The organism is Vulcanococcus sp. DEBay_Sum29NL08_54 (assembly GCF_017859255.1).
In the GTDB taxonomy this organism is placed as follows: Bacteria; Cyanobacteriota; Cyanobacteriia; order PCC-6307; family Cyanobiaceae; genus Vulcanococcus.
Genome location: NZ_JAFMNJ010000018.1, coordinates 19,086 through 31,450, shown reverse-complemented (window position 1 = coordinate 31,450; position 12,365 = coordinate 19,086). Strand labels below are relative to the sequence as shown.

Annotated in this window: 12 protein-coding genes and 3 tRNA genes; 7 read left to right on the top strand and 8 right to left on the bottom strand. The window is 67.3% G+C overall.

The window, feature by feature from the left end:
• From QZ186_RS07640 to QZ186_RS07630, 3 genes are all read right to left on the bottom strand, one after another.
• Window positions 1–481 (bottom strand): RNA methyltransferase (locus tag QZ186_RS07640; protein ID WP_296416335.1); only part of this gene is annotated, 481 nt, incomplete at its 3' end.
• On the bottom strand, window positions 481–729 hold the full coding sequence (locus QZ186_RS07635) for a hypothetical protein (protein ID WP_010318105.1): 249 nt from the start codon (window positions 727–729) through the stop codon (window positions 481–483). The genes QZ186_RS07635 and QZ186_RS07640, both read right to left, overlap by 1 nt.
• A gap of 106 nt (window positions 730–835) precedes the next feature.
• Window positions 836–919 (bottom strand) — tRNA-Leu (locus QZ186_RS07630).
• Window positions 920–1,105: 186 nt separating this feature from the next.
• On the opposite strand from QZ186_RS07630, the gene murA reads away from it, so the two are divergent.
• The 5 genes from murA to QZ186_RS07605 all read left to right on the top strand — a co-directional run bounded on the left by murA (window position 1,106) and on the right by QZ186_RS07605 (window position 5,476).
• Window positions 1,106–2,401 (top strand): UDP-N-acetylglucosamine 1-carboxyvinyltransferase, encoded by a 1,296-nt coding sequence (gene murA / locus QZ186_RS07625; RefSeq protein ID WP_010318106.1) that lies wholly within the window; start codon window positions 1,106–1,108, stop codon window positions 2,399–2,401.
• Window positions 2,402–2,420: 19 nt separating this feature from the next.
• Window positions 2,421–2,502, top strand: a tRNA-Leu gene (locus tag QZ186_RS07620).
• A 41-nt stretch (window positions 2,503–2,543) separates the two neighbouring features.
• Window positions 2,544–3,758: an aspartate aminotransferase family protein gene (locus tag QZ186_RS07615; protein ID WP_010318107.1), complete on the top strand. Its 1,215-nt coding sequence runs from the start codon at window positions 2,544–2,546 to the stop codon at window positions 3,756–3,758.
• Window positions 3,728–4,927: a Mur ligase family protein gene (locus QZ186_RS07610; RefSeq protein WP_296416334.1), complete on the top strand. Its 1,200-nt coding sequence runs from the start codon at window positions 3,728–3,730 to the stop codon at window positions 4,925–4,927. The genes QZ186_RS07615 and QZ186_RS07610 overlap by 31 nt, the downstream gene beginning before the upstream one ends.
• 21 nt (window positions 4,928–4,948) lie before the next feature.
• Window positions 4,949–5,476: a pentapeptide repeat-containing protein gene (locus tag QZ186_RS07605; RefSeq protein WP_010318109.1), complete on the top strand. Its 528-nt coding sequence runs from the start codon at window positions 4,949–4,951 to the stop codon at window positions 5,474–5,476.
• On the opposite strand, the gene QZ186_RS07600 is transcribed toward QZ186_RS07605, so the two are convergent.
• From QZ186_RS07600 to QZ186_RS07590, 3 genes are read right to left on the bottom strand one after another with little or no spacing between them, the layout of a single operon-like run.
• Entirely contained in the window at window positions 5,473–6,870 is a 1,398-nt protein-coding gene (locus QZ186_RS07600; protein WP_296416333.1) for an FAD-binding oxidoreductase, read from the bottom strand. The two genes, QZ186_RS07605 and QZ186_RS07600, sit on opposite strands and share 4 nt — an antisense overlap.
• Entirely contained in the window at window positions 6,870–8,147 is a 1,278-nt protein-coding gene (locus tag QZ186_RS07595; protein WP_296416332.1) for an amidohydrolase family protein, read from the bottom strand. The genes QZ186_RS07600 and QZ186_RS07595 overlap by 1 nt, the downstream gene beginning before the upstream one ends.
• Before the next feature lie 11 nt (window positions 8,148–8,158).
• Window positions 8,159–8,584, bottom strand: coding sequence for a DUF4359 domain-containing protein (locus QZ186_RS07590; protein ID WP_296416331.1), 426 nt, complete (start codon window positions 8,582–8,584; stop codon window positions 8,159–8,161).
• A 40-nt stretch (window positions 8,585–8,624) separates the two neighbouring features.
• Here QZ186_RS07590 and QZ186_RS07585 point away from each other — a divergent pair.
• Window positions 8,625–8,697: transfer RNA gene (locus tag QZ186_RS07585), tRNA-His, on the top strand.
• Between the two features lie 45 nt (window positions 8,698–8,742).
• Here QZ186_RS07585 and QZ186_RS07580 read toward each other — a convergent pair.
• Window positions 8,743–9,825: a DUF1611 domain-containing protein gene (locus tag QZ186_RS07580; RefSeq protein WP_296416330.1), complete on the bottom strand. Its 1,083-nt coding sequence runs from the start codon at window positions 9,823–9,825 to the stop codon at window positions 8,743–8,745.
• On the bottom strand, window positions 9,825–10,880 hold the full coding sequence (locus QZ186_RS07575; protein WP_296416329.1) for a dipeptide epimerase: 1,056 nt from the start codon (window positions 10,878–10,880) through the stop codon (window positions 9,825–9,827). Before QZ186_RS07575 ends, QZ186_RS07580 begins: the two co-directional genes overlap by 1 nt.
• A gap of 70 nt (window positions 10,881–10,950) precedes the next feature.
• On the opposite strand from QZ186_RS07575, the gene miaB reads away from it, so the two are divergent.
• Window positions 10,951–12,336, top strand: coding sequence for a tRNA (N6-isopentenyl adenosine(37)-C2)-methylthiotransferase MiaB (miaB, locus tag QZ186_RS07570; RefSeq protein ID WP_296416328.1), 1,386 nt, complete (start codon window positions 10,951–10,953; stop codon window positions 12,334–12,336).
• Window positions 12,337–12,365: the final 29 nt, after the last annotated feature.

Here is a 12,365-nt window from a genome sequence, read left to right as displayed (position 1 = left end):
CCAGGGCCGCCCCCGCTGAAGCCCGCAGGACCTTCGGCTGACAGGGGTCAGCGCCGCCCCCCAGCCAGAGATCGGTCACCCCTGCCGCCAGGGCCGTGCGCATCAAGGTGCCGAGGTTGCCAGGATCCTGCAGCTGATCCAAAGCCAGCACAAAGGATCCAATTCCGTGCGCCTTCGGCAAGGCGTCCCGCTTGAAGGTCGCCACCACCCCGTCGGGGGTTTCAGTCGTGGCAACAGCGGCCAGAACGGTTTCCCCGACGGGCTGGAGACGCTCGTTCAGGTCCCCCAAAAGGGACCCATGGCGCTCCAGCCAGGCCGGGGTCGCCAGGAGCTGCTCGGGCGAGAGCCCCAACCGCAGCAGCTCCTGGAGCTGGTGGGTGCCCTCAAGCAGGAGCAGGCCCTGTTCGCGGCGTCCCTTGGACTGGTGCAGAGCACGCAACCGGCCAACCAGGGGATTGCGGCGGCTGGTGATCAGCTCCATCAGAAGGTTTCGTGGCGCCTCACGTGCAGGCCATCGCCCACAACGAGGCTTTTGTCGTCGAGGTCCAGGCCCCGCACCGCTGCCACCTCGCCCTTGAGACCCTCCGCCTGCAGATTTTTGATCAGCTCCTTGATCAGCACGTCTTCAATCGTCTTCTGGTCGAAGGCATCGGGCGTGAGGGCCTCAAGGAAGCGCCCCATCTTCGAGGCCATCACTTCCGGGGCATTGGAGATCTTCAGGACGAGCATCGACTCAAAAACAGAAGGAAGCGCTGAGTGGGCACCGACCCAAAGCTGGCAACAGCCGCCTGGATCAGCAATAAAAAAGCTCCTCCCCGAGGGGAGGAGCCTTCAGTGCGGATGGGGAGACTTGAACTCCCACGACATTGCTGCCACTAGTACCTGAAACTAGCGCGTCTACCAATTCCGCCACATCCGCAGGGTGTGGGGCGTCGCTTAGCGCGACCAGCGAAATGTACCCCATCAAGGGACCCAGCCTGGGGAGGGGCAGGATCGGCCACAAACCAGGCCAGCAATGGCTTCGAGCCAGTTCGAATGCCGGCCGTCTTGCCGGTCTCATTCGTTGTTGTCAGGATAGGGCCCCTCAGGCGGGACGCCTTTAGCCATGACCGCGACTCTCGTCCCGTCTCAACAGATTCTCACCCCGCAACTGGAAATTGCCGGTGGTCGCCGACTTGCAGGCGAGCTCCGTGTCAGTGGCGCCAAGAATTCGGCCCTGGTCTTGATGGCCGCCAGCCTGCTCACCACAGAGCAGCTGCGCCTGCGCAACGTGCCTCCCCTCACCGACATCGGTGGGATGGCCGAGATCTTGGTCTCCCTGGGTGTCGCCACCTCTCACCACGGCGACACCCTTGAAATGGATGGGTCTGGACTGAACCAGTCCGCTCCGCCCTACGAGCTGGTCAACAGCCTGCGGGCCAGCTTCTTCTGCATCGGTCCCCTGCTCGCCCGCACCGGCATCGCTCGGGTGCCCCTGCCCGGCGGCTGCCAGATCGGCACCCGCCCCGTGGTGGAGCACGTCAAAGGACTCAAAGCCCTCGGCGCCCAGGTCACGATTGAGCACGGCGTGGTCTCCGCCGTCGTCCCGGGCCGCAGCCACCGCCTCACCGGCGGACGGATTCACCTGGACTGCCCAAGCGTTGGTGCCACCGAGACCTTGATGATGGCCGCAGCCCTGGCCGAGGGCGAGACCGTCATTGAAAACGCCGCCCTCGAACCCGAGGTGGTGGACCTCGCGGGACTCCTCCTGGCCATGGGCGCCAAGGTGCGCGGCGCCGGCACCCCCACGATCACCATCGTTGGCGTCGAGCGTCTGCACGGCGCGGACTACGCCGTGATCCCGGATCGCATCGAAGCCGGAACCTTCCTGCTGGCCGCCGCCATCACCCGCTCCTGCCTCACCGTGGCACCGGTGGTCACCGATCACCTGGGCGCCGTGCTGACCAAGCTCGAAGAGGTGGGCTGCAAATTGGAGATTGATGGCACCAACGTGACCATCAGTGCTGACGCCATTCAGGGGGTGGACCTGCGCACCCAGCCCTTCCCGGGTTTCCCCACGGACCTGCAGGCACCGTTCATGAGCCTCTTGGCCACCGCCAACGGCAACAGCGTCGTCACGGAAAACATCTTCGAGAACCGGCTGCAGCACGTCGCCGAGCTCCAGCGCATGGGAGCCGCGATTCGCACCCAAGGCAACACCGCTTTCATCGAAGGGGTCCCTCGGCTCAGCGGAGCACCGGTGCAGGGCTCCGACCTGCGCGCTTCCGCCGCGATGGTCCTCGCCGGCCTGGCCGCTGAGGGCATCACCTCCGTCCAGGGCCTGGAGTACCTCGACCGCGGCTATGCCGATTTCGAGGGCAAGCTGAACGCGGTTGGCGCCTCGATCCGCCGACTCGGCTGACCCCTAAAGTCACCAACGCGGGAGCGTGCCGGAATTGGTAGACGGACTCGACTCAAAATCGAGCGCCTTCGGGCATGTGGGTTCAAGTCCCACCGCTCCTATTTCTCCCCCACCGACCACATCGCCGTCTGAGACGGCGGTGATGAACACCTACGGCCGTTTCCCCCTGGAGCTCGTCCGGGGACGCGGTGTGTGGGTCTGGGACAAGCAGGGCCGCCGCTACCTCGATGCGGTCGCCGGCATCGCCGTCTGCACCCTCGGTCACAGCAGCCGCGTGATGCGCAAGGCCCTGGAGCGCCAGCTGCGCAAACTGCAGCACGTCTCCAACCTGTATCGGATCCCCGAGCAGGAGCAACTGGCGGGCTGGATTCGAGACAACAGCTGCGCAGAGAGCGTCTTTTTCTGCAATTCCGGCGCCGAAGCCAACGAAGCGGCCATCAAGCTCGCCCGTAAGCACGGCCATCAGGTGCGGGGCATCGACACCAGCCACGAGCGGGGCCCGCTGATCCTCACGGCCCACGCCAGCTTCCACGGCCGCACCCTGGCGGCGGTCACCGCGACCGGTCAACCGAAGTACCACCAGGGCTTCGAGCCCATGGTCCAGGGCTTCCGCTACTTCCCCTACAACGACATCTCCGCCTTTGAGGCGCTGCTGCATCGCTGCGAAGCCGCAGGCCCCCGCGTCGCTGCGGTCCTGCTGGAGCCCCTTCAGGGTGAAGGGGGCGTGAACCCCGGAGATGTGGCCTTCTTCCAGCGGGTTCGTGATCTCTGCGATCAGTACAAAATCCTGCTGATCTTTGACGAGGTCCAGGTGGGTGTGGGGCGCACGGGCCGCCTCTGGGGCTACCAAAAACTGGGGGTTGAACCGGATGCCTTCACCCTGGCCAAGGGCCTCGGTGGTGGCTTCCCCATCGGCGCCCTCTGCGTCAAAGCCTCAGCAGATCAGCTCAAACCGGGCGAGCACGCCAGCACCTTCGGCGGCAACCCCATGGCCTGCCGCGCCGGCCTGACGGTGGCCTCCGAACTGCAGCGCCGAAACCTGCCGGCCCATGCCGAGCAGATGGGTGCGTTGCTGCAGAACCTCCTGTTGGAGCTGGTCCAACGCCATCCCCAACTGGTCAAGGGCGTGCGCGGCTGGGGACTGCTGCAGGGCCTGGTCCTGCAGGCAGGCGGTCCCAAGGCGATTGACGTCGTCAAGGCCGCGATGGACCAGGGTCTGCTGCTGGTTCCAGCCGGCACCGATGTGGTGCGTTTTGTTCCCCCCCTGACGATCCAACCGCGGCACCTGCGTTTGGCGGTCAAGCGACTCGAGAAAGCCCTGCTGGCGTGTCCCTCCCCGACCCCTTCAGCGAGCTGATTGCTCCCTTCAGCCGCCGGGGTGTGGACCTCGGGCTGAACCGCATTCAGGCGGCTCTCGCTGAACTCGGCCATCCCGAAGGGCGCTTCAAAGCCGTTCAGGTGGCCGGGACCAATGGCAAGGGGTCCATCGCCACGATGATCGAGCGGATCGTCAGCGCCGCTGGGGTGCGCTGCGGGCTCTACACCTCCCCCCACCTGCTGAGTTGGTGTGAGCGCATCCGCCTGCCCGAGGGCCCCATCGGCGAAGAGGCTCTCAAAACGCTGCTGCAACGGCTGCAACCCCTGGCCCTGCGCCATGACCTCACCCCCTTTGAACTGATCACCGTGGCGGCCTTTGTCGCCTTTGCTGAAGCGGAGGTGGAGCTGGCCGTCCTCGAGGTGGGGCTCGGGGGGCGACTCGATGCGACCACAGTCCACCCCCAGCGGGACGTTCTGGCCTTCGCATCCATCGGACTGGATCACGTCGAACACCTCGGCCCCACCCTCGAGGCGATCGCCCAGGAGAAGGCGGCGGTCATGGCGCCTTCGGCCATCGCCGTCAGCGGTCCCCAGGCCCCAGAGGTCCAGGCCGTGCTGCAGGCGCAGGCCGAGGCACGCGCCTGCGAACTGCGCTGGAGAGAACCTGTCGCCAGCGCAGCCAATGGGGGACCGCGCTTGGGGCTCAGCGGCGCGCTGCAACGCAGCAATGCCGCCGTGGCGATCGCCGCCGCGGAGGCCCTCAGGGAGAAGGGGTTCGAGGTCACAGATGAGGCCATCCGCCGCGGCCTGCTGCAGGCCCGCTGGCCCGGCCGGCTTGAGCAGCGCCAGTTCCACGGCCAGCCACTGCTGATCGATGGCGCCCACAACCCGCCTGCCGCGGCCGCCCTACGCCGGGAACTCCAGCCCGGTCAGCGGCGCTGGTTGATCGGGATGCAACGGCACAAGGACGCACCCGATCTGCTGCGCCATTTGCTGGAGCCCGGTGATCTGGTCCGGGTCGTGACCCTGCCGGAGCACAGCAGCTGGAGTGCCGCTGAACTGCGTCAGGACGTCCCTGGCATCGAAGACGGGCCCAGCGACCTGAGCGAGAACCTGGAGTGGCTGGTGCAATCAGAGCGCCTGCCGGTCGCCTGCGGCTCCCTGTATTTGGTGGCGGCCCTCCTGCCGCTGCTTGACCCGACAGACTGAAGTCCCGGCCCCACCACCGCCATGACCTTCACCCGTCTCTTCAGCTGGCTGTGGGCCGCGGTGATCCTGCTGGGAGCCCCAGGCCTGACCCTGGCCCTCGACACCTCAGCCGGAGTGGGCCTCCAGGATCGAGCCCTGTTCCAGGACACCGTCGACTACACCCTCACCAACCAGAGCGGCAAGGACTTCTCCGGCCAGCAACTGGCCAACACCTCCTTCGCCGGCGCCGTGGGTAAAGCCGCCAACTTCAGCGGCGCCGATCTCCATGGCGCGATCTTGACCCAAGGGGCCTTCCCCGACGCCAACTTCAACGGCGCCGACCTCTCGGATGTGCTGCTGGATCGCACCGACATGAGCGGCACGGACCTGCGCAATGCCGTCCTGGTTGGGGTCATCGCCTCCGGCAGCACCTTCACCGGTGCCCAGGTGGAGAACGCCGACTTCACCGACGCCCTGCTCGATCGCGCCGATCAGCGCAACTTCTGCATCAGCGCCTCGGGCACCAACCCGACGACGGGCGCCAACACCCGCGCCAGCCTGGGCTGCTAGGTCCAGCCGCGCAACTTGCCCGGGTTCATCAACCCAGCCGGGTCATAGGCCCGCTTGGCATCCACCTGATCCGCATCCACCACCCCGAGGCCTCCGTCCTCCACGCTGATGACGTGGGGGTTGAACAGCAGGCAGCCCAGATCACGGGCCTGGTCGATCAGCTCCTGCAGGGCTTGCGCTCCCCGCCAACGCACCAGGGGAAGACAGGCGAAACGCTGACGACCCTGGCTGCGAACCGCCTCCAGGTGCCAAAGCAGATCGTCGCCCCAGCGCTCCCGCAGGGCCTCCAGTGCGGGCGCCTCCGGCTGCGGCAAGAGCAACTGCAGATAGGTCCAACCTGAATCCTGACTGCGCACATGCAGGGTCGTGTGGTTCCAGGTGAGCTCCCGCAAGGGAACGCCGCGGCTCTGCCCTTGGGGAGCGCTCCAACTCAGCCGTCCCCCCAACTCCTTGATCCACGACTCCAGGACGGCCGTGGCATCCGGTGCCGCCAGGAGCAACAGGCGATGGGCGCCGCCACTGCCGTCCGGACAGCCCTGGGGCCAGGGCAAGCGTGCGGCCACGGCGGCCTCCAGCACACACAGCGCTTTGAGTTCCAAGGCCGAGCCAGAGAGCTGCTGGGCCGCCGCCAGGGCAGCAGACCAATCCTCAAAATCGAGCACCCACTGCCGCCAAGCCACCGCCGGCGCCGACGCCATGGTCAAGGCCGTGAAGATTCCATTGGTGCCATAGGCGTGGTTCAGGGGACGGGCGGCGCTCGCATCGAGCTGCAGCAGCCGCGGCTCCGCCTCAAGCGTCACCATCTCCACCCCAAGCAGGTGGCCGGGATCCCGCAAAAACCCCCAGCGCAGCGAACCAATCCCGCCGGATCCCCCCGCCACATAGCCGCCGAGACAGGCGGTGCGCACGGTGCTCGGCAGCAGCCGTTGCTCCCGCCCATGGGCGAGCAACTGGCGATCCAGCTCCGCCAGGACAATCCCGGGTTCCGCCGTAAACACCCCGGAACTGGCATCCACCTGCCGCAGGCGGTTCAGGCCGCTGGTCTCCAGCAGCAGGCCACCGGCCAAGGGAATGCACTGGCCATAGTTCCCCGTCGCCGCACCCCGCACCGTCAGGCTGACGCCGTGGCGGCTGCAGGCTGCGGCCACCTGGAGCACCTCCTCGGGGGCCTGCACCCGCACCCCGATCTGAGCGCGCAGACCACAGAGCAGCGGTTGCAGCACTGGGGAATAGACGAACCCATCGGCCGCCAGGCTCTCCAGCTCGCCGGCACTGCGCAGCAGCGGCAATCCAGCCGCCCGCAGATCCGCCGCCAAGGCCTCCAGCTGAGCGGCGCTGGCGGGATCGGGGAGCCCCTGGGGCAGGGAGCCTGGGAGATCGGGGGTGCTCTGCATCAGCCCAAATTGGCAAGCCGGGGATCGGGATGGGCCTGATCCGGCGGCGGCAGCCAACGGCCCTGCCGCAGGACCCGGCGCTGGGGGGAATGGGCCAGCAGTTCCGACCAACTCCCGGCACTGGTCAACAGCAGATCCGCGGGTCCGCCCACCCGCAGCACCCCGTCCCAATCCAGGCCGAGCAGGCGGGCGGGGGTCGTCGTGAACGGCATCAGTCCCTGACGTTCCCAAGGGGGGGTGTGGGTGGCGCGGAAGCTCAGCCGCAGCAAATCCAACGGATCAAAGTCCCCACCGGGGTACCAGGGGTCCTGGACGTTGTCGGCCCCCAGGGCCACCGCGACCCCCTCCTGCTGCAACAGCCGCAGGGGGGCCAGGGGACGGAAGCCGGAGCTCACGCTCTGCTCGCGCCCCAACAACCAGAAATTGGTGGTGGGCAAGGCCACAACCGCCACTCCCAAGCGCTGCAACCGCCGGGCCAAGGGCCTGGCCTGGGCTGCACTCAAGAGCCCCATGCTGCTGGCATGACTGCAGGTGATCGGCACCCCAGGGTGGAAGCGCTCGAGCCTCTGCACCAGCAGTTGCACTCCGGCGGCGGGGGCCTCGGAGGACTCATCGATGTGCAGATCAATGCCACACCCCAAGGTGCCGGCCAAGCGCAGCAGCTGATCCAGTTCCGCCCCATCGCGGCCACTGCTGGGGAAGGGAGGTCCCAAGACCCCACCCAGGAGACCGCCCGCAGCCGCCACCCGCTTGGCTAACGCCAAGCCCTCACTCGAGCCCCAGTGGGCCAGGGGAGCCAAGGCCACCAGCTGCAACTGGACCCGCTCCTGCCAGCGCTGCTGCAACTGCAGCAGCGCATCCCAGCTGGGGCGCGAACAGGGGCCACCGCTGTCGATATGGCTGCGCAGGCCCCGCAGGCCATAGCGCCAGGCTTGATCGAGGGCCCGCTCACCCCGCTCCAGCACCTGCTGGGCACTGCGCTCTTGTCCCTCTACAAGGTTCAGCTCCAGGGCCGCCTGCATCCGCCCGCTGTAGTTGGGAAAGCCTGGCCAGCTGAAGGCCTTATCGAGATGGACATGGGGGTCCACCAAGGGGGTCAGCGCCAACGGCAACCCGCTCTGCCGGCAGGGTTCGATCGAGCGGAGCTGAGTGCCCTGCCACGCCAACTCGACCGGGAGCAATCCCTGGGCATCGCCGCAGGGCAAGTCCCTGCGCTCGGGATCAAGCAGGGCCCGCGGCACCAAACACTGCAGCCGCTGCTCGATGCCTGACTCCATCTCCAAGGCGATCAACGCTGCGCCAAACCCTGCGCCGCTTGTTCTGAACTCTGAATCACCAGCAGCTGACCCGCGCCAGCCAGGGTCACGGCCCGGTAGCGGGGGATCGTGAGGCCGGGCAACAGGGTCTGACCGCCCAGTTCAGTGGTGTAGACGCTGAACAGACCGGCGTTGTAGCGGCGGCTGGAGGCGGCCGCCAACTGACCCAGCACCTTGCGCTGACTGGCCACCAGCTGGGGGCAGTCCTGAATCACCAAGCGTGCCAGGAGCGGTAGGGATCCAGGGGCGCAGAGCTCCCTGGAGGCGGCCCGCACCAACTGATCGCCGGCAAAGGCCTCGAAGTCCTCTGTCCCGGGGTTGGTCACGGCCAACGCCAGGAGGCCGACACCGGCTGCCGCCACCCAAGTCCAGCGACCATCACCCGTGGAGGCAGTCATCGATCGAGAGCCGTTGCATTGGTAGGATCGGCGCGCCCTGGCGGGCGTAGCCAAGTGGTTAAGGCACCGGGTTGTGGTCCCGGCATTCGGGGGTTCAAGTCCCCTCGCTCGCCCCTTCCAGAATCCCCTGATTCTCTCTGAGGATCAGGGGATTCGCCCTATTTGGAGCAAATCGCAGCCTCCAGCAAGGCTGCCAACAAAGAGGAGGCTCCATGGCGAACGGGATCCCAGACGGGAAGACCCGTCTGCGCCTGCAAAGCCGAGCGTTCCTGCTCGGCCTGCTCCTCCGTCAGCAGGGCGGTGTTGAGGCAGATCGCCCGCACCTTGGGACGCGCGCCATCGGGGCGCGCCAGGGCGGCCAGCGCCTCGTTGGCCGCAATCACCTCAGGCAGTGGCGGAATCGCCACCAAAGCCGCCCCCGGCCGCGTGCGCACATGGGTCTGCCCCGCCCGGTGCACCAGCAACAGGGCCGTCGGCTGACTGCCCCGCAGCAAGGGCAAAGTGGCCGTCGAGCCGGGATGACAGAGGGAGCCCTGCCCCTCCACCAGCACCACGGTCTCGGCCGTGGCTCCCTCGGCCGCCTTCAGCACCGCCGCTTCCACCGCGCCGGCGGCGTAGTCGACGCGCACCGCATCCAAGGCCACGCCCTGGCCACTGATCAAAATCCCCGCCTGACCGGTGCCGACAAAGCGCACGTCATGGCCCTGCTGCTGGCCGCAGCGCTGCAACTCCAAGCAGGCGCTCATCTTGCCCACGGCCATGTCGGAGCCGACCGCCAGCACCCGCCGGCCCGGCAGGGCGGCGCACCGGGCGGTGGCCACCTCCAAATCCGCCGGCTCATGGCGTAGATCCCAGATCCACTGGCCTGCCGCCAAGGGAATCGCCGCGAACTCCGGGTCATCCGCCAGGCGGCTGTGCAAACCACTGGCGAGGCTCAATCCCGCCCGCAGGGCCTGCACCACATCAGCCCGCATCTCCATCGGTAGGCGGCCGCCGGAGGGCGCCAGGCCCACCACCGCCACCTCGGGTCCATAGGGCAGCGCCGCCTCCAGATTCGCCAGCACCGGGACGGGGCGCTGAATCCCGGTCACTGCTTCGAGGGACTCACCCGCGTGGGCCGGGTCCACCACTGCCACGATCGGGCCAGAGCGGTAGCGCAACATCGCCAGGCCGGTCTTGCCCGAGAGGTTGTCCAGCCCGCCGTGCTGCAGCAGCACCACCGGACGCTCAGCAGAAAGCATCAGCCCACCTCCTGGACACCCAGGCCGGGCCGGGCCGCCGGAAGCAGCCGGTCCCCGTGGCGCTCGGGCCCCGAGAAGGGGTCATCCACCAAGTTGAGGTGGCTATCGAGATCCGGCCAATGCACCAGGGGCAGCAGCTGGGCTGCACCGCTGTTGAGCAATCCGCCATCGGAGTAGCAACCGAGCATCACCTTCAACCCCAAGCGATGGGCCGTGCGGGCCATCAGCCATCCCTCGCTGAGGCCGCCGCACTTCACCAACTTGATATTGATGCCATCGACATGGGGGGCCAGACGCAGGAGATCACCCAGATCCCAACAGCTCTCGTCGGCCACCAGGGGAATGGGCGCCAGGCCATGCAGCGCGGCAAAACCCGCCCGGTCGGCTTCCAGATCGAGGAGAGGCGGCAAGGGTTGCTCCACCAGCACCACGCCTTGATCGGCCAACCAGGGAATCATCTGGCGAGCGCCATCCAGCGTCCAACCGCCATTGGCATCGATCTGCAGTTCATCGCCTGGGCGCAGGGCCGAGCGCACCCCCGCCACCAACTGACGGTCGTGGTCCAGGCCATCGGGGGATCCCAACTTCAACTTCACCCGCGTGGCGGGCAGCTGCTGCCGCCAACGCTCCAGCCGCGCCAACACTGACTCCAAAGCGCCCAATCCCAGGGTGACGCTGGTGGCGACGCAGGCCGCCGGATCCAGGCCCCAAAGCCGATGCAACGGTTGCCCCAGCCGCTGCCCCCACCAGTCGTGCAGGGCCAAATCCAAGCCGCAGCGGGCCGGGGGACTGAGGTCCTTGAAAAGGTGCTCCAGGGCCTGCAAGGGCTGGGGCTCCAGGGTTTCCAACTGGGGAGCCAGGGCCTCGAGTTCCGCGGCAACCGCGCCGGTCTCGTAGTGCCGGTGGCCCGTATCAAAGCCGCCGGTCTCGCCCCGGCCCGTGATGCCGCCATGCTCCAGTTCCAGCAGCAGGTGCTCGACAGCGGCGGTCGTGCCGCGGCTGATGGCCAAGGGCACCGCTTTGCTGAGGCGAAAACGGCTCAGACGGAGGCGCATCGAAGGACAGCTGCCCCTTCAAGCTGGCACGGATCGCACCCCCGCGCCGCCCATACCGGAAACTGGTGGCATGACGGCGACACAACTGAGCGCTCCCCAGTCCACGACGGGACGCGGCAGCTACTGGATCACCACCTTCGGCTGCCAAATGAACAAGGCGGATTCCGAGCGCATGGCCGGGATCCTCGAATCGATGGGCTACAGCGAAGCCACGGCTGAACTCGAGGCCGATCTGGTCCTCTACAACACCTGCACGATCCGCGATAACGCCGAGCAGAAGGTCTACAGCTATCTGGGCCGCCAGGCCCAGCGCAAACGCGTCAACCCCAACCTGACCCTGGTGGTGGCCGGCTGTGTTGCCCAACAGGAGGGGGAATCGCTGCTGCGCCGCGTGCCGGAACTGGACTTGGTGATGGGGCCGCAGCACGCCAATCGCCTCGATGTCCTGCTCAGCCAGGTGGAGCAGGGCCAACAGGTGGTGGCCACCGAGGAGCACCACATCCTTGAGGACATCACCACCGCCCGCCGCGACAGCAGCATCTGCGGCTGGGTGAATGTGATCTACGGCTGCAACGAGCGCTGCACCTACTGCGTCGTGCCCTCGGTGCGCGGCAAAGAGCAGTCGCGCCTGCCCGAGGCCATCAAGCTTGAGATGGAGGGTCTGGCCGCCCAGGGCTTTAAAGAGATCACCCTGCTTGGGCAAAACATCGATGCCTATGGCCGCGATCTGCCTGGGATCACGCCTGAGGGGCGCCGTCAGCACACCCTCACGGATCTGCTGCAGTTCGTCCACGACGTCGAGGGCATCGAGCGGATTCGCTTCGCCACCAGCCATCCCCGTTATTTCACCGAGCGCCTGATCGACGCCTGCGCAGATCTCCCCAAGGTCTGTGAGCACTTCCACGTCCCCTTCCAAAGCGGAGACGACGACGTGCTCAAGGCCATGGCCCGGGGCTACACGATTGATCGCTACCGCCGGATCATCGACCGCATCCGCGATCGCATGCCCGACGCCTCGATCAGCGCCGATGTGATCGTGGCCTTCCCCGGTGAGACCGATGCGCAGTACCGGCGCACCCTCGATCTGATCGACGAGATCGGCTTCGACCAGGTCAACACCGCCGCCTACTCCCCCCGCCCCAACACCCCGGCGGCCGACTGGCCCAACCAGTTGAGCGAAGAGGTGAAAGTGCAACGGCTCCAGGAGATCAACGCCCTGGTGGAGCGCAAGGCCAAGGAGCGCAGCGCGCGCTACGCCGGCCGCACCGAACAGGTCCTCGTTGAAGGGGTGAATCCCAAACAGGCGGACCAGGTGATGGGGCGAACCCGCACGAACCGCCTGACCTTCTTCCCCGCCGCCCGCGCCTCTGGAGGCCAGTGGCAAGCCGGCGATCTGGTGGAGGTTCGTATCGAGGAGGTCCGGGCGTTCTCCCTCAGCGGAATCGCCCTGTCCTGACGCTGGCTAAGGGCGGAATCACTGATACG

Excerpts from the sequence above, each read along its gene's own strand:
- miaB (WP_296416328.1), top strand. The coding sequence starts at position 10,951 with ATGACGGCGACACAACTGAGCGCTCCCCAGTCCACGACGGGACGCGGC.
- QZ186_RS07580 (WP_296416330.1), bottom strand. The coding sequence starts at position 9,825 with ATGCTTTCTGCTGAGCGTCCGGTGGTGCTGCTGCAGCACGGCGGGCTG.
- murA (WP_010318106.1), top strand. The coding sequence starts at position 1,106 with ATGACCGCGACTCTCGTCCCGTCTCAACAGATTCTCACCCCGCAACTG.
- QZ186_RS07635 (WP_010318105.1), bottom strand. The coding sequence starts at position 729 with ATGCTCGTCCTGAAGATCTCCAATGCCCCGGAAGTGATGGCCTCGAAG.
- QZ186_RS07605 (WP_010318109.1), top strand. The coding sequence starts at position 4,949 with ATGACCTTCACCCGTCTCTTCAGCTGGCTGTGGGCCGCGGTGATCCTG.
- QZ186_RS07595 (WP_296416332.1), bottom strand. The coding sequence starts at position 8,147 with ATGGAGTCAGGCATCGAGCAGCGGCTGCAGTGTTTGGTGCCGCGGGCC.
- QZ186_RS07615 (WP_010318107.1), top strand. The coding sequence starts at position 2,544 with ATGAACACCTACGGCCGTTTCCCCCTGGAGCTCGTCCGGGGACGCGGT.
- QZ186_RS07590 (WP_296416331.1), bottom strand. The coding sequence starts at position 8,584 with ATGACTGCCTCCACGGGTGATGGTCGCTGGACTTGGGTGGCGGCAGCC.
- QZ186_RS07600 (WP_296416333.1), bottom strand. The coding sequence starts at position 6,870 with ATGCAGAGCACCCCCGATCTCCCAGGCTCCCTGCCCCAGGGGCTCCCC.
- QZ186_RS07575 (WP_296416329.1), bottom strand. The coding sequence starts at position 10,880 with ATGCGCCTCCGTCTGAGCCGTTTTCGCCTCAGCAAAGCGGTGCCCTTG.